Origin of the sequence: Bradyrhizobium tropiciagri (assembly GCF_018130505.1) — a bacterium.
GTDB classification, from domain to species: domain Bacteria; phylum Pseudomonadota; class Alphaproteobacteria; order Rhizobiales; family Xanthobacteraceae; genus Bradyrhizobium; species Bradyrhizobium tropiciagri_B.
This window is the reverse complement of sequence record NZ_JAFCKH010000007.1, coordinates 389,882-409,819: the sequence shown is the minus strand read 5'-3', so window position 1 is coordinate 409,819 and position 19,938 is coordinate 389,882. Positions and strand designations below refer to the sequence as shown.

At 66.6% G+C, this 19,938-nt stretch carries 19 protein-coding genes; 10 read left to right on the top strand and 9 right to left on the bottom strand.

What is annotated here, in order from left to right:
- The first annotated feature begins 27 nt into the window (after nucleotides 1-27).
- Both JQ633_RS20235 and JQ633_RS20230 read left to right on the top strand, forming a co-directional pair.
- Nucleotides 28-801 carry a LamB/YcsF family protein gene (locus JQ633_RS20235; RefSeq protein ID WP_211986834.1) on the top strand — a complete coding sequence of 258 codons (774 nt, stop codon included), beginning with the start codon at nucleotides 28-30 and terminating at the stop codon, nucleotides 799-801.
- A 150-nt stretch (nucleotides 802-951) separates the two neighbouring features.
- Nucleotides 952-1,407 (top strand): hypothetical protein, encoded by a 456-nt coding sequence (locus JQ633_RS20230; protein ID WP_211986832.1) that lies wholly within the window; start codon nucleotides 952-954, stop codon nucleotides 1,405-1,407.
- A gap of 185 nt (nucleotides 1,408-1,592) precedes the next feature.
- On the opposite strand, the gene JQ633_RS20225 is transcribed toward JQ633_RS20230, so the two are convergent.
- The 3 genes from JQ633_RS20225 to JQ633_RS20215 form a co-directional block, all read right to left on the bottom strand.
- Complete coding sequence (locus tag JQ633_RS20225; protein WP_211986830.1) at nucleotides 1,593-1,745, bottom strand: hypothetical protein; 153 nt, start codon at nucleotides 1,743-1,745, stop codon at nucleotides 1,593-1,595.
- 188 nt (nucleotides 1,746-1,933) lie between these two features.
- Nucleotides 1,934-3,097, bottom strand: coding sequence for a CmpA/NrtA family ABC transporter substrate-binding protein (locus tag JQ633_RS20220; RefSeq protein ID WP_211986828.1), 1,164 nt, complete (start codon nucleotides 3,095-3,097; stop codon nucleotides 1,934-1,936).
- Nucleotides 3,094-3,684: an ANTAR domain-containing response regulator gene (locus JQ633_RS20215; protein ID WP_211986826.1), complete on the bottom strand. Its 591-nt coding sequence runs from the start codon at nucleotides 3,682-3,684 to the stop codon at nucleotides 3,094-3,096. Before JQ633_RS20215 ends, JQ633_RS20220 begins: the two co-directional genes overlap by 4 nt.
- Nucleotides 3,685-3,803: 119 nt before the next feature.
- Here JQ633_RS20215 and rimO point away from each other — a divergent pair, with 119 nt between their 5' ends.
- The 3 genes from rimO to JQ633_RS20200 all read left to right on the top strand — a co-directional run bounded on the left by rimO (nucleotide 3,804) and on the right by JQ633_RS20200 (nucleotide 7,085).
- Entirely contained in the window at nucleotides 3,804-5,129 is a 1,326-nt protein-coding gene (gene rimO / locus JQ633_RS20210; RefSeq protein WP_211986824.1) for a 30S ribosomal protein S12 methylthiotransferase RimO, read from the top strand.
- A gap of 92 nt (nucleotides 5,130-5,221) precedes the next feature.
- Nucleotides 5,222-5,608: a Rap1a/Tai family immunity protein gene (locus tag JQ633_RS20205; RefSeq protein WP_249159486.1), complete on the top strand. Its 387-nt coding sequence runs from the start codon at nucleotides 5,222-5,224 to the stop codon at nucleotides 5,606-5,608.
- A 280-nt stretch (nucleotides 5,609-5,888) separates the two neighbouring features.
- The gene (locus JQ633_RS20200; protein WP_211986823.1) at nucleotides 5,889-7,085 is read left to right on the top strand and encodes an acetylornithine transaminase; all 1,197 of its coding nucleotides are present in this window, start codon (nucleotides 5,889-5,891) and stop codon (nucleotides 7,083-7,085) included.
- A 94-nt stretch (nucleotides 7,086-7,179) separates the two neighbouring features.
- Here the strand turns inward: JQ633_RS20200 and JQ633_RS20195 are convergent, their stop codons facing one another.
- From JQ633_RS20195 to pcsA, 3 genes are all read right to left on the bottom strand, one after another.
- Entirely contained in the window at nucleotides 7,180-8,154 is a 975-nt protein-coding gene (locus tag JQ633_RS20195; RefSeq protein WP_211986821.1) for a quinone oxidoreductase family protein, read from the bottom strand.
- 86 nt (nucleotides 8,155-8,240) lie between these two features.
- A complete protein-coding gene (locus JQ633_RS20190; RefSeq protein WP_211986820.1) occupies nucleotides 8,241-8,960 on the bottom strand; it encodes a TerC family protein in 720 nt (239 codons plus the stop codon).
- Nucleotides 8,957-9,688, bottom strand: coding sequence for a phosphatidylcholine synthase (gene pcsA, locus JQ633_RS20185; protein WP_211986818.1), 732 nt, complete (start codon nucleotides 9,686-9,688; stop codon nucleotides 8,957-8,959). Before pcsA ends, JQ633_RS20190 begins: the two co-directional genes overlap by 4 nt.
- Nucleotides 9,689-9,820: 132 nt before the next feature.
- Between pcsA and JQ633_RS20180 the strand changes: the two genes are divergently transcribed.
- Nucleotides 9,821-11,005 (top strand): UbiH/UbiF family hydroxylase, encoded by a 1,185-nt coding sequence (locus tag JQ633_RS20180; protein ID WP_211986872.1) that lies wholly within the window; start codon nucleotides 9,821-9,823, stop codon nucleotides 11,003-11,005.
- A 4-nt stretch (nucleotides 11,006-11,009) separates the two neighbouring features.
- Here JQ633_RS20180 and JQ633_RS20175 read toward each other — a convergent pair whose 3' ends face one another.
- Nucleotides 11,010-11,963 (bottom strand): AEC family transporter, encoded by a 954-nt coding sequence (locus JQ633_RS20175; RefSeq protein ID WP_211986816.1) that lies wholly within the window; start codon nucleotides 11,961-11,963, stop codon nucleotides 11,010-11,012.
- A 121-nt stretch (nucleotides 11,964-12,084) separates the two neighbouring features.
- Here JQ633_RS20175 and hspQ point away from each other — a divergent pair, with 121 nt between their 5' ends.
- Nucleotides 12,085-12,417, top strand: a complete 333-nt coding sequence (hspQ, locus tag JQ633_RS20170; RefSeq protein WP_211986814.1) for a heat shock protein HspQ — start codon at nucleotides 12,085-12,087, stop codon at nucleotides 12,415-12,417.
- A 35-nt stretch (nucleotides 12,418-12,452) separates the two neighbouring features.
- On the opposite strand, the gene JQ633_RS20165 is transcribed toward hspQ, so the two are convergent.
- Together JQ633_RS20165 and JQ633_RS20160 are read right to left on the bottom strand one after the other, a co-directional pair.
- Complete coding sequence (locus JQ633_RS20165) at nucleotides 12,453-13,727, bottom strand: MFS transporter (protein WP_211986813.1); 1,275 nt, start codon at nucleotides 13,725-13,727, stop codon at nucleotides 12,453-12,455.
- A gap of 380 nt (nucleotides 13,728-14,107) precedes the next feature.
- Nucleotides 14,108-14,935 (bottom strand): invasion associated locus B family protein, encoded by an 828-nt coding sequence (locus JQ633_RS20160; protein ID WP_211986811.1) that lies wholly within the window; start codon nucleotides 14,933-14,935, stop codon nucleotides 14,108-14,110.
- A gap of 328 nt (nucleotides 14,936-15,263) precedes the next feature.
- Here JQ633_RS20160 and JQ633_RS20155 point away from each other — a divergent pair, with 328 nt between their 5' ends.
- From JQ633_RS20155 to JQ633_RS20145, 3 genes are all read left to right on the top strand, one after another.
- Nucleotides 15,264-17,045, top strand: coding sequence for an extracellular solute-binding protein (locus JQ633_RS20155; protein WP_211986809.1), 1,782 nt, complete (start codon nucleotides 15,264-15,266; stop codon nucleotides 17,043-17,045).
- 54 nt (nucleotides 17,046-17,099) lie between these two features.
- Entirely contained in the window at nucleotides 17,100-18,605 is a 1,506-nt protein-coding gene (locus JQ633_RS20150; RefSeq protein ID WP_211986807.1) for an AMP-binding protein, read from the top strand.
- A 104-nt stretch (nucleotides 18,606-18,709) separates the two neighbouring features.
- On the top strand, nucleotides 18,710-19,936 hold the full coding sequence (locus tag JQ633_RS20145) for a GGDEF domain-containing protein (protein ID WP_211986805.1): 1,227 nt from the start codon (nucleotides 18,710-18,712) through the stop codon (nucleotides 19,934-19,936).
- Nucleotides 19,937-19,938 lie beyond the last annotated feature (2 nt).

Genomic DNA, 19,938 nt, shown 5'->3' with positions numbered 1-19,938 from the left:
CAAATCAACAAGAATGGATCGATCGTCATGACCTCAACCATCGACCTCAATTGCGATCTCGGCGAAAGCTTCGGCCCGTGGGAAATGGGCAATGACGCCGCGATGATTGAGCTTGCGACCTCGGTCAACGTCGCCTGCGGCTACCACGCCGGCGATGCCGACATCATGCGCAAGACGGTCGAGCTCGCGAAGGCGCGCGGTGTCAGCGTCGGCGCCCACCCCGGATATCGCGACCTACACGGTTTCGGCCGCCGCCCGATGCCGGGGCTGACCTCGTCGGAAATCGAGAATCTGATCGCCTACCAGATCGGCGCCCTGCAGGCGATCGCGACCGCGGCCGGCCACAAGGTGACGCACGTCAAGGCGCATGGCGCGATCTCCAACGTCGCCTGCGAGGACGACATGACGGCCCGGGCGATCGCCAATGCGATCAAGGCGGTCGACTCGAGCCTCGTCTTCGTCGTGCTCGCGAATTCGAAGCTGGTGCGCGCCGGCGAAGCCGCCAATCTGCCGATGGCCCACGAAGTGTTCGCCGACCGCGCCTATGAGGACAACGGCAACCTGGTGTCGCGCAAGAAGCCCGGCGCGGTGCTGCACGATCCCAAGGCGATCGCCGAGCGCGTGGTGCGGATGGTGCAGGACAGCGCAGTGGTCTCCGTCACCGGCAAGGTAATCAAGATGCAGACCGACACCGTCTGCATCCACGGCGACACGCCGGGCGCCGTGGAGATCGCACGCGGCGTGCGCGAGGCGCTGAAGACCGCCGGCATCACGGTCGCACCGTTCAAGACCGCGCATTGAGTTCGCATGCGAGCAACGCGAACGGGGCTGGCAGCGATGCCGACCCCTTTAGATTCCGTTAAGAGTCTTCTTAAACCCAAACTTGCCGATTGATTGATAGGTGCAGCTTACGAGCCTTCACGTTCCTCTCAGGACATTGGGTACGAAAGCATGTTCCGCACCACCATCTCGATTGCCATCGCCGCGGTTGCCACGGCGGCCTTCACCAGCGCAGCCTCCGCCGGCTGCAACAGCTGCTACACGCCGCCGCCCCAGCCGTGCACGACCTGCTATCAGGTGCAGAGCGTGCCGCCTCAATATCGCACCGTGCAGGAGACCGTGATGGTGGCGCCGGGCCGCGTCGTCGCGCATCGCACGCCGGCACAGTATCGCACCGTGATGGTGCCGAAGACCGTGATGGTCGCGCCCGAAGGCGTCGCCTATGAGCGCATCGCGCCGCAATACGCCACCCAGGAACGCACCGAGATGGTCTCGCCGGGCTATTCCTACTACGCGCCGGTGCAGCAGACCTGCAGCACCTGCGGCGGCGGCGGATATGGCTACGGCTATGGATACGGTTACGGCTATCGCGGCGGCTACGGGTATCGCGGCGGCTACGGCTACTGATCGCAGCATCAGTGCGTAGGGTGGGCAAAGCTCAGCGTGCCCACCTTCCCGAGCACAGCAAGAATGGTGGGCACGTCGCTTGCGCTCCTTTGCCCACCCTACGAAGCTATGCGCTTCTACAGATCCCCAAAACAAAAGCCGCCGCCTGAGGACATCAGACGGCGGCTTCCTTGTTTCTTGACGCCTCAGAACGGATGGACGGAAAGCGTCCCGAACACGATGGCCGCGATCACTGCGAAGGCGCTGTAGAGCGCCGCGGTGTGAACGCCAGTGCCGGACTTCCGTGAAATGTTTCGCGCGTAAAGGTGCAGGCGGGCTTCCGCCGATAGTTCGCGCATGGTCGATCTCCAACGCCCCATTTGAGATCATATGGAATAGCGTTCGCGCACGGATTCAAGCGGGCGGCGAAAATAGCGACGTGACCGCCTCCGGGAACTCGGTTCCGAGAGGAATATTCCTCGTGCTCCCTGCGACCGAGAATTCTATTCGGTCGGATTTGACGCGTCGGGAACCGGCCGCGCCGGCGTCACGGCTTCCAGCGCCCGATCTTGAACGCCGCCAGATGGCCGGCGACGTCGTTCGGATCGAATGGCGGCCCCGCGAAGGCGCTGACGGCGGTGACGGTGTCTGCCGCACGCCCGGTGCCGGTGGCGGCATCGTACAGATCGGGCCTGAACACGGCCATCGCGGTCTTCAGCGCATCCGGGCGGAACGGCGTCTGGCCCCAGCGCACCATCTGGGCGTAGAGCCAGGCCGCCTGCGCGGGATCGGGCCGCGCCGCCGCCTCGCGCCCGACCAGTAGATAGCGGCTGCTTTCCCGCAACGTGCCGTCGGGCGAGATCTTCAGCCGGCCGTCGAGCGTGCGCTGGATCACCTCGGCGTCGACGCCGATCCGCTCGGGCTGCGCAAGCAGCTGCGCCACCTCGGAGCGGTTCTCCGGCTGCTCGATGAATTCGGCGGCGCGCAGATGCGCCCGCACCAGCGACACCACCACGTCGGGACGCCTCTCCGACCAGTTCTGCCGCACCGCCAGCACCTTCTCGACCGCGGTCGGCAGGATGTCGGCGACGAAATGCAGGATGTGTCCGACGCCGATATCCACCGCGATCGAATTCCAGGGCGCGCCGACGCAGAACCCGTCGACATGACCGCTGGCAAGGCTATCCACCATATAGGGGGGCGGCAGCACCACGAGCTGGACGTCCTCATCGGGATCGACGCCGCCTGCGGCCATCCAGAACCGCAGCTGATAATTGTGTGTCGAGAACGGGAAGGTCATGCCGAAGGTCAGCGGCTCCGCCCCGCTCTTCTTCCGCTTGGCCACCACGCGAGCGAGCGCGCGCGAGGTCGCCATCGGATCGAAGCGGTCGCCGTCGATCGCCTCAATCAGCGCGGCGTACAGCGCCGGCGATACGGTGATGGCATTGCCGTTGAGCCCGAGATTGAAGGGCGCTGCGATCGGCACCTTGACGTGGCCGAGCCCGAGGCTCGATGCGATCGCCACCGGCGCCAGCAGGTGCGCCGCGTCGAACAAGCCGATATTGAGCTTGTCGCGGACATTCGACCACGACACTTCCCGTACCAGCGTAACGTCGAGACCTTCGGCCGCGGCGAACCCCTTGTCGGCGGCGACGATCAACGCGGCGGCATCGACCAGCGGAATGAACCCGATGCGCAAGGGTGTGGTCATTTCAACAGCTCCGATGCCGTCAGGATCGATTGCGCGATCTCCCCGATCTTCTTCTTCTCGCGCATCGCGGTCGAGCGCATCAGCACGTAGGCCTCCTCCTCGGTCAGCCCCTTCAGCTTCATCAGGATGCCCTTGGCGCGGTCGATCACCTTGCGCTCCTCCAGCGCATGCTTGGTGCGGTCGAGCTCGTCCTGCAGCTTGGAGAATGCGTTGAAGCGGGAGACGCAGAGATCGAGGATCGGCTTGATGCGCTCCTTCTTCAGGCCGTCGACGATGTAGGCCGAGACACCCGCGTCAACCGAGGCCTGGATCGAGGCGGCATCGCTCTGGTCGACGAACATCGCGATCGGCCGGCGCACCGCGCGGCTGACCTGGAACATCTGTTCCAGCACGTCGCGGCTGGGGTTCTCGAGATCGATGACGATGATGTCGGGGTCGACCGCATAGATCCGCGAGAGCAGGCTCTGCATCTCGCTGATATGGACGACCTCGGTAAACCCCGCCTCCCGCAGGCCCTCCTCGAGGATCGCCGCGCGGATCGGGCTCTCGTCGACTATGACGATCTTGGGAGACGATTCAGCGCTCATCGACCACTCTTAGGAACCCGGCAAGACTCATCCATATCATGCCGAAGCAGTGCGGAAAGGGTTGTAATTGTCGGCAATTGGGACTAGCTCCTGCCCATCAATCAGGCAGATTCAGAGATATGCAAGAGGCCGCCGCGCCGAAAGTGAGCTTCGTGTCCTTGGGGTGTCCCAAGGCGCTGGTCGATTCCGAGCGTATCATCACCCGGCTGCGCGCGGAGGGCTATGAGCTTGCGCGCAAGCATGACGGCGCCGACATCGTCATCGTCAACACCTGCGGCTTCCTCGACAGCGCCAAGCAGGAATCGCTCTCGGCGATCGGCGAGGCCATGGCCGAGAACGGCAAGGTCATCGTCACCGGCTGCATGGGCGCCGAGCCCGAGCAGATCGAGGCCGCCTACCCCGGCGTCCTCTCCATCACGGGCCCGCAGCAATATGAGAGCGTGCTGGAAGCCGTGCACCGCGCGCTGCCGCCGGCGCACAATCCGCATCTCGATCTGGTGCCGCCGCAGGGCGTCAAGCTGACGCCGCGGCACTACGCTTACTTGAAGATCTCCGAAGGCTGCAACAACCGCTGCAGCTTCTGCATCATCCCGAAGCTGCGCGGCGACCTGGTATCGCGGCCGGCCAATGACGTGCTGCGCGAAGCCGAGCGGCTGGTGAAGGCCGGCGTCAAGGAATTGCTCGTCATCTCGCAGGACACCTCGGCCTATGGCGTCGACCAGAAATATGCCGAGAGCCCGTGGCAGGATCGCAGCGTCCGCGCAAAGTTCTTTGACCTTGCCAAGGAGCTCGGCGAACTCGGCGCCTGGGTGCGGCTGCAATACGTCTACCCCTACCCGCATGTCGACGAGGTCATCGGCCTGATGACCGAGGGCAAGGTGCTGCCCTATCTCGACATCCCGTTCCAGCATGCGAGCCCCGACGTGCTGCGCGCGATGAAGCGCCCGGCCGCCCAGGAGAAGACGCTGGGGCGGATCCAGAAGTGGCGCGAGCAGTGCCCTGAGCTGACCCTGCGCTCGACCTTCATCGTGGGCTTCCCCGGCGAGACCGATGCCGACTTCGCCTATCTGCTCGACTGGCTCGATGAGGCCCAGATCGACCGCCTCGGCTGCTTCAAGTATGAGCCGGTCGCCGGTGCCGCGTCGAATGCGATCGGCAATGCGGTGCCCGACGAGGTCAAGCAGGAGCGCTGGAACGCGCTGATGGCGCGGCAGCAGAAGATTTCGGCGCGCCGCCTGAAGCGCAAGGTCGGCACACGCCAGCAGGTGATCATCGACGAGGTCGGGCCAACGGTGGCGAAGGGTCGGTCAAAGGCCGATGCGCCGGAGATCGACGGCGCCGTCTACCTGTCCAGCCGCCGCCCGCTCAAGGTCGGCGAGATCGTCACTGCGAAGATCGAACGCTCCGACGAATACGATCTGCACGGCAGCGTGGCGGGATTCTGACCCGCGAACCTTTGCGACACGGCCCGCGACAAACAATCGCAACGTCCCGAGCGGCGGCGCTGCCGCGCCCGATTGCGCGACGTCGATTGAGATTGGCTGCCGCCACCGCGAGGACCGCAGCGATGAACAAGTGGATATTGCCCGCATGCTTCGTTGTGCTTGTGGCCGCTCCCGCTGCAGCCGCCGACGTGCGCCTCGAGTCCTACCGCAATCCAAAGAACGAGAACTTTCGTATCTTCAACCACATGTATCTGGACGGCGCCAAAGGCGGGCTGATGGCTTACAACGCCTTCCTGAAACGCCATGGCCAGCCGGCGTTCTGCCCGCCCGACACGCTCGCGCTGACCACCGAACAGACCGAAGAGATCATGCTCAAGTCGGCCGACAAGCGCGCGGCGAAAGGCGACATGCCGGTCGCTTCGCTGCTGCTGTGGGGCCTGCAGGACACCTTCCCTTGCGAACAACCCGGCAATCGATAGGCGATCGGGCACATCGCGACACAACCTGCCCCGTGTACTTGTTCCTTGACAGCGCCGGCTTTCCCGCTGTATGGGCGTGCGCCATGAAGCTGAACCGGACCACCCGCCGCACCATCAACCGCCGTCGCACCCGCGACGATGATGGGCCGCGCCATGTCCGACGCCAGCGCTGATTAGCTAGAACATCAGCCCAGGTTTTTCGAGAAGGCCGCGCCCCAAGCGCGGCCTTCTCGCTTTTCGGCCTGCCCTATCCCCAACACTGACCCCAGAGGAGATCGACATGACCAACGCTACCCATCCGTTCGACGCGCTGATGGACATCACCGCCCGCCCGCAGGTGGTGTTCGTGCGCGGCGCCGGCTCATACCTCTGGGACGATAACCGCAACCGCTATCTCGACTTCGTGCAGGGTTGGGCCGTCAATCCGCTTGGCCATGCGCCGGTCGCGGTTGCCGAGGCGCTCGCCGCACAAGCGAAGCGGCTGCTGACGCCGAGTCCGGCGTTCTACAACGGACCGAGCCTGCAGCTTGCCAAGACGCTGGTCGCACAGAGCTGCTTCGACCAGGTGTTCTTCGCCAATTCCGGCGCGGAGGCCAATGAGGGCGCCATCAAGCTCGCGCGCAAATTCGGCGCCAAGTACAAGAACGGCGCGCATGAGATCATCACCTTCGAGGGCGGCTTCCACGGCCGCACGCTCGCGACCATGTCGGCTTCGGGCAAGAAGGCGTTCGAGCCGCTGTTCGAGCCGAAGGTCCCGGGCTTCCGCAAGGCCCGGCTGGACGACATCGAGTCGGTGCGGCGGCTGATCACGCCTGCGACCATCGCGGTGATGCTGGAGCCGATCCAGGGCGAAGCCGGCGTGTGGCCGGCGAGCGATGCGTTCCTGCAGGAGTTGCGCGCGCTGACCCAGCAGCGCGGCCTGCTGCTGATCGTCGACGAGATCCAGACCGGCATCGGCCGGACCGGAAAGCTGTTCGGCTATGAGCACGCCGGCATCGCGCCTGATATCATGACGCTCGGCAAGGGCATCGGCGGCGGCGTGCCGCTCGCGGCCCTGCTGGCGACCGAGCATGCCTCCTGCTTCGATCACGGCGACCAGGGCGGCACCTTCAACGGCAATCCGTTGATGTGCGCGGCGGGACTTGCCGTGCTCGATCAGGTCGGCCAGCCCGGCTTCCTGAAGTCGGTTGCCGATACCGGCCTGTTCCTCGAGAGCGAGTTGCAGCGGCTGTCGGCACGGCACGGGCTCGGCACCATCAGGGGCCGCGGCCTGCTGCTCGCGCTCGACCTCAAGATGCCGATCGCCGCCGCCGTCGTCGCCGAGGCGTTCGCGGCCGGCGTGCTGATCAACGCGCCGCAGCCGGACACGCTGCGCTTCATGCCGGCGCTCAGCGTCACGCGCGAGGAGATTCTCGCGATGACCGATTGCCTGGATACGGTGCTGACGAAGGTCGGTGCAGCAAGGCGGGTGGCGTAGCAACCGCTCGGTCATTCCGGGGCACGCGAAGCGTGAACCCGGAATCTCGAGGTTCCGGGTTCATCGCTAACGCGATGCCCCGGAACGACACTGCCTACGGCCGCAAAATCGCCGCGCCCGTGGTCGCGCGGCTCTCCAGATCGATATGCGCCTTCGCCGCATCCTTCAGCGCATAGGCGTGGTTGATCGGCACGTGCAGCTTGCCGTTGATCACGGCGGCGAACAGCGTGTCGGCGCCTTCGAGCAGCTCCTTGCGGGTGCCGACATAGTCGTTGAGCTTCGGCCGGGTCGCGAACAGCGAGCCGTGGTTGTTGAGCTCGGCGAGCGGGAACGGCGGCACCGGGCCGGAGGCATTGCCGAACGAGACGAACAGCCCGCGCGGCTTCAGGCAGGACAGCGATCCCGGGAACGTGGTCTTGCCGACGCCGTCATAGACGACGTCGCAGAGCTCGCCGCGGCTGATCTGCTTGACGCGTTCGACGAAGTTTTCCTCGTTGTAGAGGATGACGTGGTCGCAGCCATTGGCGAGCGCGAGATCGGCCTTGGCCTTCGAGCCGACGGTGCCGATGACATGCGCGCCGAGCGCCCGCGCCCACTGGCAGGCGAGCAGTCCGATGCCGCCGGCCGCGGCGTGGATCAGCACGCGATGGCCGTGCTCGACCTTGAAGGTCTTGTGCAGCAGGTACCAGACCGTGAGCCCCTTGAGCATCAGCACGGCGCCCTGCTCATAGGTGATGTGGTCGGGCAGCTTGACGAGCTTGTCGGCCGGAATGACGCGTTCCGACGCGTAGCCGCCGAGATTGTAATAATAGGCGACGCGGTCGCCGGGGTGGAAGTTGGTCACCCCCGAACCGACGGCCAGGACCTCGCCCGCGGCCTCGTTGCCGGCGATGAACGGCAGGCCGGGCGCCTTGTAGAGACCGGTCCGAAAATAGACGTCGATGAAGTTGAGCCCGACCGCGTGCTGGCGGATCCGCACCTCGCCCGCGCCGGGTGCGCCCACCTCGACATCCTCATAGGTCAGGACCTCCGGTCCGCCCACCTTGTGCACCCGCACAGCCTTGGTCATGTCGTGCTCCCCTTGGGTCCTCGCGTGACGCGAGCGAATGCCATCGGCGCCGGCTTGTCAACCGAGCGGCCGGAACCGGTCTATCTCTACGCCTTCCTGCGGTTGCGCCGCGCCATCACGTTGAACATCTCGACCGCGGCCGAGAACGCGATGGCGAAATAGATGTAGCCGCGCGGAATGTGGAATTGGAATCCGTCAGCCACCAGCGCGACGCCGATCAGCACCAAGAACGCGAGCGCCAGCATCTTGGTGGTCGGATGCTCGGCGACGAACCGCGCCACCGGTCCCGACGAGATGTACATGATGATGCAGGCGATCACGACCGCCGCGATCATGATCTCGATGTCCTGCGCCATGCCGATCGCGGTGATGATCGAGTCCAGCGAGAACACGAGGTCGATGATGATGATCTGCACGATCACCCAAAAGAACGCGTTCGGGCTTGGCTTGCCGTCGCCCCCGCCCTCGCGCGCCTCGACCTCGCCATGAATCTCGTGGGTCGCCTTGGCGATCAGGAACAGGCCGCCGCCGATCAAGATGATGTCGCGCCAGGACAGCGCCACGCTCGTGATGGTGATCACGGGCTGTGTCAGACCGATCAGCCAGACCAGGATGCTGAGCAGCAGGATGCGGAACACCAGCGCCAGCAGCAGGCCGATCTGCCGGGCGCGGTTGGCCTGCGCGGGCGGAATCCGCGACACCAGCACCGACAGGAAGATCACATTGTCGATACCAAGCACGATCTCCAGCGCGGTCAGTGTCAGTAATGCCGCCCAGGCTTCCGGGCTCGTGATCAATTCCATCATGACTTGAGTGCTTTCATCCGGCGGATCACGGTATCGCTGCCGATGATGTAGGCGGCGATGGCGCAGAGTCCGAAGGTAATGGGCGCGCCGACCTCGAAGTCGTTCGCCAGGGTGTACATGCCGAGCACCGCCCAGGCCGCGAGCAGCCACAGCGTCAGCCAGCGCAGCCGCACCACGCGGAGCGGATGCAGCACATGGAACGGGGCAAAGGTCAGCGCAATCAGCAGCGCGACGATCAGCGTCGAGATCACCGGCGATAGGTGCAACAAGAAGAGGTAGAACGCCGCCGCGTTCCACAGCGCCGGAAAGCCGCGGAAGTGATTGTCATCCGCCTTCATGCGGCGGTCGGCGAAATACAGCGCGCTGGACACCACGATGCCGATGCCGAGGAGCGGCGCCGCCAGCGGCAGCAGCATGCCGCTGGCGGTGATGGCATAGGCCGGCACGAACACATAGGTGACGAAATCCACCACGAGGTCGAGCACCTCGCCGGACCAGTTCGGCGCCCGCCGCACCACGTCGAGCCGGCGCGCCAGCGGACCGTCGATGCCGTCGATGATGAGCGCGACGCCGAGCCAGCCGAACATGTTGGCCCAGTGCTCGCGCACGGCCTCCAGCATCGCCAGCAGCGCGATCCCCGCCCCCAGCGCCGTGAAAATATGCACGGAAAATGCGGCGGTCCGCATCCGTATCCGTTCGGGCAACGCGTCCGGGGTGGTATTTTCCATTTGGCAGAGTGCTATCAGGAATCGCCCCGGTTTGCATATGCACTCTTGCGGCGTTCCGCCGCGCAATCCGCCGGAAACCTTTGAAGGTTACCGGTGGCTTGAAAATACGGCCAACAATGTCAAATGTCCGGTATGACCGACACCCAGCAGGTTTATGACGTTATCATTATCGGCGGCGGCCCGGCCGGGCTGACGGCCGCTATCGCGCTCTCCGAGACCGGCGCGCGGACCGCGCTGGTGGCGCGCCGCGTGCCCTATGCCGACAACCGGACCACCGCGCTGCTCGGCGCCTCGACCGATCTCCTGGAGCGGCTCGACGTCTGGCGGCGCTGCGCCGACAGTGCCGCGGCGCTGAAGACCATGCGCCTCGTCGACGACACCGGCCGCCTGATCCGCGCGCCCGAGGTGCGCTTCTCGGCCGAGGAGATCGGGCGCGAGCAGTTCGGCTTCAACATCGACAACCGCGCGCTGGTGACGGCGCTCGAAGAACGCGCTGCCGAACTCACCGCGCTGAACCGGTTCGACGACGAGGCCGCAACCATCCAGCCGGATGAGGCCGCGGTCGCGGTCACGACGCGGCAGGGCCAGTCGCTGGCTGCGCGGCTGGTGGTCGGCGCCGACGGCCGTAACTCGCTGTGCCGCGATGCCGCCGGCATCGAGGTCATCCGTCGCGAGCTCGGCCAGTCCGCCCTCACCTTCAACATCACGCATTCGAGGGCGCACCGGAATATCTCGACCGAGTTTCACACCGAGCACGGCCCCTGCGTGTTCGTGCCGCTCAGCGGCAACCGCAGCAGCGTGGTCTGGGTCTGCGCGCCGAAGCAGGCCGAGCGGCTGATGGCGCTCAGCGATGGCGAGTTGTCTGACGCAGCGGAAAAGCAATCGCATTCGATCCTCGGCCGCGTCGAGGTTGGACCCGGGCGTCATGTGTTTCCGCTCGCGATCGAGCGACCGCGGCAGTTTGCGAAAAGCCGCATCGCGCTGGTTGGTGAGTCCGCGCATGTGCTGCCGCCGATCGGCGCCCAGGGCCTGAACATGGGACTGCGCGATTCGGCCGATATCGCCGAGATCGCCGGCAAGGCGATCGCACGGGGCGAGGACCCCGGCGCCCCCTCTGTTCTCTCGCGCTACCACGCGGCGCGGCGCCCCGACGTCGCCAGCCGGACCTGGGCGATCGACCTCGCCAACCGTTCGCTGCTCAGCGACTTCGTCGGTATGCAAACCATGCGCGCCGCCGGCCTGCACATGATCGGCTCGATCGGCCCGCTGCGGCGGCTCGCGATGCGCGAGGGCCTCGCGCCGTCGTGGCGGCGCTGATTCCTTAGGGAAACACCAGCCGTCCGGATTGCAGCAGCCACATCACGCTGGTCAGCGTTACCACTGAGGCGAACGTCCCGATCAGCACGGCGACCGATGCCGGCTCGATCCAGGTGTCGTTCTGCCGCGCGATCACGAACACGTTGAGCGCCGGCGGCAGCGAGGCCATCAGCACGGCTGTCGCCGCCCAGGGCTGCGCGAACGGGCCGAACAGCAGCATCAGGCCGAACGCGAGCAGCGGGTGGATCAAAAGCTTGATGGCGACCACGCCGGGTACCTCCCACGGCACCCGCTCGAACGGCCGCAGCGCCACCGTGACGCCGAGCACGAACAGCGCGGTCGGCGCCGCGGCGTTCTGCAGGAACTGGATGGTGCGGTCGAGCGCGACCGGCATCGGAATGTGCAGCGCCGCCACCAACGCGCCGAGCACCGCCGACATGATCAACGGATTCTGCACGATCTGCCGCGCCACCACCCCGAGCGCATGCAGCAGCGAGGGATGGTCGCGGTCGCTGAGTTCGACCAGCAGCGGCACGATCGAGAACAGGAAGATGCTGTCGCAGCAGAAGATCAGCGCGGTCGGCGCCGACGCCTTGGTGCCGAGCACGGCGAGCGCCAGCCCCGGTCCCATATAGCCGATATTGCCGTAGGCGCCCGAGAGCCCCGCGAGCGTCGCCTCGCGCAGCGACAGGCGGCCCATCAGCTTGCCGACCAGCATCGCCAGGAAGAACGCGAGCACGGTTCCGAGCGTTGTGGCGATCAGGAATGGCGGGTTGTTCAGCTCCGAGAACGGCGTCTTCGACATGATCTCGAACAGCAGCGCCGGTAACGAAACGTAGAGCAAGAAGAAGTTCATCCAGGCGAGCCCGCTCTCCGGCAGGCCCTTGGCTTTTCCGCACGCATAGCCGACGAAGATCAGGCCAAAATACGGCAGCGCCAGATTGAGGATATCGAGCATTCTGAAAGTGGTTTCTCGGCCGGTTTCGGGGCCGGTCTACCCCGGTTGGAATGGGTAAACTGAGGGTTAATTCGCGTCCATGCCCCTAGCATCGGCCACGATGTTGGTCTATCGACGAAGCATGATCAAAGCGCGCACCGCCAAATTCCAGATCGGCCAGATCGTCCGGCACCGGGTGTTCTCGTTCCGTGGCGTGATCTTTGATATCGATCCGGAGTTCAACAACACCGAGGAGTGGTGGCTGTCGATCCCCGAGAACGTCCGTCCGCACAAGGATCAACCGTTCTACCACCTGCTCGCCGAGAACGCGGAGACCGAGTACGTCGCCTATGTCTCCGAGCAGAACCTGCTGCCGGACGAGTCCGGCGAGCCGATCCGGCATTCGCAGGTCGCCGAGATCTTCGTCAAGGACAAGTCGGGCGGCTACCGGCCGCGCAACCCGTCGCTGAACTGACGATCCCCGCCTGACGGCCTCGTAAGCCCGGCTGCTCATGCGCCCTCGCGCGCGGCCAACGCCGCAGCGATCGCCCAGACCGCAAATCCCGACAGTGCCAGTCCCGCGCCGACCACGCCGGTGGAGGTCCAGCCATAGCCGGCAGCGACCGCCATGCCGCCGACCCACGGGCCCAGCGCGTTGGCGATGTTGAATGCGGAATGGTTGAGTGCCGCCGCAAGGCTCTGCGCCTCGCCCGCGACGTCCATCAGGCGGGTCTGCAGCACGGTGGCGAGCGCGCCGCCCAGCCCGATCAGGAACACGTCGGCGCTCAGCGTCCAGAAATTCGCCGCCGCCAACGGATACAGCGCCAGCGTCGCCGCCGACCACAACAACAGCCCGCCGGCCGTCGCCATCAGCGCGCGATCGGCGAAGCGCGGCACGATGATGTTGCCGGCGGTCAGTCCCGCGCCGAACACGCAGAGTGTGACCGGCACAAGAGCCGGCGACGTATGCGTCACCGCCAGCATGGTCGAGGCGAGATAGGTGTAGACCGAGAACAGTCCGCCAAAGCCAACGGCGCCGATCGCCAGTGTCAGCCAGACATGCTTGCGACCAAGCGCCGAGAGCTCGCGGAGCGGGCTCGCGCCCGTCGTGACGGTGTCGCGCGGCGCGAACATCAGCACCAGAAGCGCGGTCAGCAGCGCGAGGCCGGCGACGATCGCGAATGCCCAGCGCCAGCCGATCGCCTGCCCGACCCAATTGGCCAGAGGCACGCCGATCGTGGTCGCGACGGTCAGGCCGAGCAGCACGCGGCCGACGGCGGCGGTGCGCTTGTCGGTCGGCACCAGCGATGCCGCGACCAGCATCGCAATGCCGAAATAGGCGCCGTGCGGCAGCCCGGCGAGGAAACGCAGCACCAACATGCTGTGATAGTCGGGCGCGAGTCCCGACAACCCGTTCATCAGCGCGAAGAAGCCCATCAGCGCGATCAGCAGGGTCCGTCGCGCCATCCGCGCCGACAGCACGGCGATGACCGGCGCGCCCACGACGACACCGAGCGCGTAGGCGCTGATCGCGTGGCCGGCCGCGGGCTCGCTGATGTGCAGATCATGCGCGAAGAACGGCAGCAGGCTCATGGTGGCGAACTCGGCGATGCCGATCGCGAAGCCGCCCATCGCCAGCGCCAGATGAACGATGCCGGGATGGACCGCGGGCGCCGCGTTGTCCTGCCTGATGCGGACATCGATGCCGGGCGCTGCGCCGCGCGTCGGCGGCTTCGGCGGCGGGGAAAGCGGTTCGCGCCGCCGGGTGTTGAGACGCTGGGACATTGATCCATTCCATGACTGCGACGCGCTCCGCGCGGCCCCGATCGCATCGCGTCATCACGTTCCTGCATGGGATGCGGCCAGGGGTTCGCAGCGCGCATGCGCGTCTGCTCGGCGAAGGCGCGTATCCGCGCTTTCGTCTGGCCTCCCGTGCCGATTCTTGATTGTACGTCGATGCCGGGAGTCGCCCGGGCAGGATCACAACGAAGCGCGCGTTGGATGCGACGCGACGAGACGTGTCCTTATTGAGACCATCGCATGCGAGGCTTGGCATCACCAGCCCGGCAAACCGCTATCAGCCAGACCCAATCGCATGGCCGAATCGAAAAGGCGCCCTCGCGGGCGCCTTTTGATTGCGACGGTATCTCGTGCTTGGCGGACGCTTACTTGGCCGCCGGGTTGGCCGGAGCCGCCGGCGCAGCGCCGCCCTGGCCGGCACCTTCGAGCTTCTTGCGTTGCTCTTCGGCGCGCTTCTGCAACTCTTCCTGCAGCTTCTTCGAGTTTTCCTCGAACACCTTGGGATCAGTCGGCGGGCCGTCGAACGCCTTGGCGAATTCCTGGTTCAGCGGCAGCGGCAGCGTCAGCGGCGCGCCATTGGCGTTGATCGCCTGAACCACCAGGTTCTGGCCCTTCTTCATGCTGTTGATCAGCTCGGGCGTCGCTTCATAGTCCGACATGCAGCCGTTCTGGAAGCAGATCACGTAGGGCGACTGCTGCGGCGGGTTGTTGTCGACGATGATGCGTGTGCCGTGCACGAGTTGCATGCCGAGCGGCAGCGTCACGCGCAGGATCTTCTTCGGCTCGCCTTCCGGCTCGATGATGACGGCGGCGATCACGGGCTGGCCGGACTCGATGCGGCCGTCCTTGCCGGTGAAGCAGACCTGCTTGGCGTTGGCGTCCTGGCCCTTCAGGCAGAACTTGGTCCACGGCGCGTAGATCAGCTGGATCTGCTGATCCTGGGCCGGCGGCTGGCCCGCCGCGGCGGCGGGCGGCTGACCTGGTGCAGGAGCCTGGGCTGCCGGGGCCGGCGCTTTCGGAGCTGCCTTGGGTGCCGCCTTGGGCGCAGCCTTCGGTGCCGCGGGCGCCGGCGCTGCGGGCTGCTGGGCCTGCGCGGCAGGAACCAGGAACGCTGCAGTCAGGGCCGTTGCCGCCATCAGGGCGACAATTCGCCCCCGCGACCGGACCGGGGCGGCCAAGATACGGAAATTCATTGCGGAAAACCCTTTCTGAACGGGCAGCGCCCGAAACCGCTGCAGGCGCCGACACATAGCCGTTTGGGCGGCTGTCTCCTAGTCAATTGAGGCGGATACGTGACAGGCGTTGCCGCCCGGTCAGTTGCACGCCTTCAATACAGCGGCGAGCGGAAAGATCAATGGTGACAAGCCGATTTGCACGCACGTTACGGCGAGTCCGGACGGCCTGTGATAAAGCTCCGGCGTGACGTCTCGCGAATCAAATCGGCTGCCTCGCGCGCGCGTTCCCCGGCGCCTCGGGCGTTCCGCGCTGCTCTGCCTGTCTCTCGCTGCGGCGCTGCTGACGATGCCTCGCGTGCCGGCGGCCGCGACCGAGAGCTACGCGATCGCCATGCATGGCGCGCCGGCCCTGCCGCCGGACTTTTCCCACCTGCCCTATGCCAATCCCGACGCGCCGAAGGGGGGCCGCCTGGTGCAGAGCCCGCGGGAAGGTACGTTTGACAGCCTCAATCCGCTGATCGTCAGGGGCCTCGCAGTCCAACAGGTCCGCGGCTACGCCTATGAGCGCGGCTACATCTACGAAAGCCTGATGGTGCGGAACAACGACGAGCCGTTCACGCTCTACGGCCTGCTGGCGCGCAGCGTCGAGACCGACGATGCCAGGAGTTACGTCACATTCCGTATCGATCCGCGCGCCCGCTTCTCCGACGGGCAGCCGGTCACGGCCGACGATGTACTGTTCTCGCTCGCCCTGCTGCGCGATCACGGCCGGCCGGCGCACCACCAGTATTATTCGAAAGTCGCAAAGGCCGAGGCGCTCGACCCGCTGACGGTACGGTTCGATTTCGGCGGCGTCGCCGACCGCGAACTGCCGCTGATCCTCGGCCTGATGCCGATCCTGCCGCGCCATGCGACCGATCCGGCAACCTTCGAGCAGACGACGCTGGCGCCGCCGATCGGCTCCGGTCCCTACCGCGTGACCGCGGTGGCGCCCGGCTCCAGCGTGACCTTCACCCGCAACCCCGACTATTGGGGCCGCGACTTGCCGGTGAACCGCGGGCTCTGGAATTTCGACGAGATCCGGCTCGACTACTACCGCGACGCCAATAGCCAGTTCGAGGCTTTCAAGCGCGGCCTTTATGACGTCAGGACCGAGCCCGAGCCGCTGCGCTGGCACGACGGCTACGACTTCCCGGCGGTCAAAAGCGGCGATGTGATCCGCGACACGGTCAAGATCGGCACCCCGCAGCCGTCGGAATTTCTGGTGTTCAACAGCCGGCGGCCGAAATTCGCCGATGTCAGGGTGCGCCAGGCGCTGGCGATGCTGTTCGATTTCGAATGGATCAACCGCAACTACTATTTCGGGCTGTACGCGCGCGCCGGTGGCTATTTCGCCGGCTCGGAATTGTCGGCCTATGGCCGGCCCGCCGACGAGCGTGAGCGCGAGCTGCTCAAGCCCTATCTGTCGCACATCCCGCCCGACATCCTCGAGGGCCGCTACCGCCTGCCCGTTACCGACGGTTCGGGACGCGATCGGGCCACGCTGCGCCGCGCGCTCGCGCTGCTGTCCGAGGCCGGCTATGCGCTCGACGGCACAATGTTGAAGCAGAAGTCGACGGGCACGCCACTCCGCATCGAAATCCTGGTGACCACGCGGGAGCACGAGCGCATCGCCCTCGCCTACCAGCGCGACTTGAAGCGCGCCGGCATCGACGCCGCGGTGCGGGTGGTCGACGCCGTGCAGTTCGAGCAGCGCCGGCTCGCCTACGACTTCGACATGATCCCGAACCGCTGGGACCAGTCGCTGTCACCGGGCAACGAGCAGTGGTTCTACTGGGGCAGCCAGGGCGCCGATGTCCAGGGCACCCGCAACTACATGGGCGCAAAGGATCCGGCCATTGACGCCATGATCACGGCGCTGCTGGCGGCGCGGGAGCAGCCGGCCTTCGTCTCCGCGGTACGGGCGCTGGACCGGGCGCTGATGTCGGGCTTCTACGCTATCCCCCTCTTTAACATGCGGGAGCAATGGATCGCGCGCTGGAATCGGATAGAACGGCCATCGACCATGGCGTTGACGGGCTACCTGCCGGAGACCTGGTGGCAGAAACCCGTTGTGCAGTCGAAGTGAATGCGTCCTGAAGCGATGCGACCCGATCCAAGCGATGCAACCGAAATTGACCCTGTGAACCAGCAGATCAGTTCACCGACGCTCGACACCCTGTTCAAGCGCACCCTGGCGCGGCAGCCCGACGCGCTGGCGCTGGTCGATCCGCTCAACAAGCAGCGCATCACCGGACAGACGCGCAAGCGCCTGACCTACGCCCAGGCCGACCGCGCCATCACGGCGATCGCGGCCCACTTCATCGAGAGCGGCCTGCCGGCCAACGCCGTCATCGCGGTGCAATTGCCGGCGACCGTCGAGTTCGCGCTGACGGTGCTGGCGGCGCATCGCGCCGGGCTCGTGGTGCTGCCGCTGCCGCTCTTGTGGCGGCAGGCCGAGCTGACGTCGGTGCTCAACCGCACCGCGGCGCGGGCGATCGTCACCTGCGGCAAGATCGACGGCGTCTCCTATGCCGACATCGCGATGAACGCCGCCGCGGAAGCGTTCTCGATCCGCCACGTCTGCGGTTTCGGCAGCGACCTGCCGGAAGGCATGGCCTCGCTCGACGAGGCGATCCTGCACGACCTGCGGCCGGCGCGGGCCATACTGCAGGACGGCCGCAAAGCGGCGCTGATCTCCTTCGATGTCACCAGCGACGGATTTCGCCCGGTGCCGCGCGCGCATTACAGCCTGATCGCCGGCGGGCTCGCGATGTCGCTGGAGAGCGATCTCGCGCAAGGCGCCACCATCATGTCGGCCTTCGCGCCGATGTCGTTTGCCGGGCTGTGCGCCTCGCTGGTCACCTGGCTGCTATCGGGCGGCACGCTGGTGCTGCATCACCCCTTCGACGAAGAGGTGCTGCAGACCCAGTTCAACGACCACGCCTGCGACACGCTGATCGCGCCCGCACCGCTCGCCTTGCGGCTCGACGAACGCGGGCTGACGGAGCGGCTGCCGAGCCTGCGCAACGTCCTCGGCCTGTGGCGGATGCCGGAGCAGGTCGCCTCGAGCGTACACTGGGCGTCGCACCGCGCCACCATGACCGACGTCTATCTGTTCGGCGAAGCCGGGCTGTTCAGCGCGCGCCGCAGCGCCGACGGTACGCCCGCCCCGATCAAGCCGGGACCGCACAGCGCGCCGCGCGAGGCCCCGGGCGCCTCGATCGCCGGCGAGATCCTGTTGACGCCGAAGGGCACGCTCGCTTTGCGCGGGCCCATGGTGCCGGTTGCCGCCTATGCACCGCCGCCGGCGGGCGACGGCCTGATCGCCCCGCCGCAGCGCGACTACGTCGACACCGAATACGCCGCGCGGATCGACCGGGTGAACGGCGCCATCAACATCACCGCGCCGCCGGCCGGCGTCATGACGGTTGGTGGTTACCGCTTCCTCGCACAGGACCTGCAGGAATGGTCGCGCCGCCTCGGCCAGGGCGCGCTGCTGACGGCCTTGCCGGACCGCCTCAGCGGCCACCGGCTGGCCGGGCGGGCGCAGGACAATGCGCGGGCCCGCGACGCGCTGACGGAACTCGGGCTCAACCCCTTGATGGTCGAGGCTTTTCGCGACCGGGGCGGCGCCGCGGCGGGCTGACCTGTTAGCATTGCGTTAGTCTTAGCATTGCGTTGACGCTGCATTAAGCCAAGCCGACTAGCATCGCGGCCATTGCCATCCTGCGCATTGGTTCGAGCGTTCGCATGTCTCAACAAGGTCCGGTTCTCATCGTCTCGGCGGCGGCAAGGCCATCCTTTGCCGACGTTCTCGATGAGACGAAACTGTTCCCGGTGCTGGTCACCGACTGGAACGAGGCCGGACGCGCCATCGAGCAGGTGAAGCCGGCGGCGATCATCGCCGCAGCCGAGACCATCGATTTCCCGGCGCTTGCAACGCTCGCCAAGCGCGCCGCCGCCCGCGCGCCCTATCTGCCGCTGATCGCGGTCGATCCCGCGACCACCCTGCCCGACACCGCGATCGCGTTCTTCCAGAAGCGCGGCATGCCCGACCGGCTGATCGCACGGCTCAACGCGTCGTTGCGCGTCCGCGCCCTGCACGCCACCGTGATGCGGCGCCAGGTGCCGCCGGCGCCGGTCGCGCTGACGGACATCGATCCGGTGGGCGAAGCGACCACGCTGCTGATCGGCCGCGGCGGCGCCTATCCGGCGCTGTCGGTCGCGCTCGGCGAACGCGCCGGCGTGGTCGGCGCGCTGAGCATCGAGGCCGCCGCAAAGCATCTTTCCAGCCGCGACATCGACGGCATCGTGCTGGCCGAAGGATTCACCCCGCGGGTGATGGATGCGTTCCTGACGGTGCTGACCGAGGATGTCCGCTTCCGGCCGCTGCCGGCGATCGTCGCCTCGAACGAACTGGTGCCCCGCTACGACCTGCCCAATCTCGAGATCATCGCCGCCGGGCCGACGCGGATCGCCGACATCGCCTTGCCCTTCATCCGCCAACACGCCTTCGAGGCGCGGCTCAGCCGCATGCTGCGCGCGATCGATGCCAAGGGTCTGATCGACGCCCGCACCGGCCTGCTCACCAAGGCCGCGTTCGACCGCGATTTCGCGACCGCCGTCTACCAGACCGCCGAGCGCGGCGGCACCCTCTCGGTGGCGCGGTTCACCTTCGACACCACCACGCCCCGCGCGCAGTTCGACGGCGCGCGGATCATCAGCCGCCTGATGCGCCAGGCCGATTTCGGCGCCGTGCACGACGACAGATCGCTGGTGGTGGTGTTCACCGGCACCGACCAGCGCAACGCGCAGGCGATCACGCGGCGGCTCGCCAGCGTGATGCGCCACACCAACCATGGCCGCCGCGACACCCGCAGCGAGCCCGCCGTCAGCGTGACCTCGCTGCTGCCGAATGATTCCGCGACCTCGCTGCTGGCCCGCCTGTTCGAGACGCCGGAGCGCGCGGCGTCGTAGCC

Bases quoted from the DNA above. Each gene is read 5' to 3' on its own strand.
- JQ633_RS20235 (WP_211986834.1), top strand. From the start codon at position 28: ATGACCTCAACCATCGACCTCAATTGCGATCTCGGCGAAAGCTTCGGC.
- JQ633_RS20230 (WP_211986832.1), top strand. From the start codon at position 952: ATGTTCCGCACCACCATCTCGATTGCCATCGCCGCGGTTGCCACGGCG.
- JQ633_RS20225 (WP_211986830.1), bottom strand. From the start codon at position 1,745: ATGCGCGAACTATCGGCGGAAGCCCGCCTGCACCTTTACGCGCGAAAC.
- JQ633_RS20220 (WP_211986828.1), bottom strand. From the start codon at position 3,097: ATGACCACACCCTTGCGCATCGGGTTCATTCCGCTGGTCGATGCCGCC.
- JQ633_RS20215 (WP_211986826.1), bottom strand. From the start codon at position 3,684: ATGAGCGCTGAATCGTCTCCCAAGATCGTCATAGTCGACGAGAGCCCG.
- rimO (WP_211986824.1), top strand. From the start codon at position 3,804: ATGCAAGAGGCCGCCGCGCCGAAAGTGAGCTTCGTGTCCTTGGGGTGT.
- JQ633_RS20200 (WP_211986823.1), top strand. From the start codon at position 5,889: ATGACCAACGCTACCCATCCGTTCGACGCGCTGATGGACATCACCGCC.
- JQ633_RS20195 (WP_211986821.1), bottom strand. From the start codon at position 8,154: ATGACCAAGGCTGTGCGGGTGCACAAGGTGGGCGGACCGGAGGTCCTG.
- JQ633_RS20190 (WP_211986820.1), bottom strand. From the start codon at position 8,960: ATGATGGAATTGATCACGAGCCCGGAAGCCTGGGCGGCATTACTGACA.
- pcsA (WP_211986818.1), bottom strand. From the start codon at position 9,688: ATGGAAAATACCACCCCGGACGCGTTGCCCGAACGGATACGGATGCGG.
- JQ633_RS20180 (WP_211986872.1), top strand. From the start codon at position 9,821: ATGACCGACACCCAGCAGGTTTATGACGTTATCATTATCGGCGGCGGC.
- JQ633_RS20175 (WP_211986816.1), bottom strand. From the start codon at position 11,963: ATGCTCGATATCCTCAATCTGGCGCTGCCGTATTTTGGCCTGATCTTC.
- hspQ (WP_211986814.1), top strand. From the start codon at position 12,085: ATGATCAAAGCGCGCACCGCCAAATTCCAGATCGGCCAGATCGTCCGG.
- JQ633_RS20165 (WP_211986813.1), bottom strand. From the start codon at position 13,727: ATGTCCCAGCGTCTCAACACCCGGCGGCGCGAACCGCTTTCCCCGCCG.
- JQ633_RS20160 (WP_211986811.1), bottom strand. From the start codon at position 14,935: ATGAATTTCCGTATCTTGGCCGCCCCGGTCCGGTCGCGGGGGCGAATT.
- JQ633_RS20155 (WP_211986809.1), top strand. From the start codon at position 15,264: ATGCCTCGCGTGCCGGCGGCCGCGACCGAGAGCTACGCGATCGCCATG.
- JQ633_RS20145 (WP_211986805.1), top strand. From the start codon at position 18,710: ATGTCTCAACAAGGTCCGGTTCTCATCGTCTCGGCGGCGGCAAGGCCA.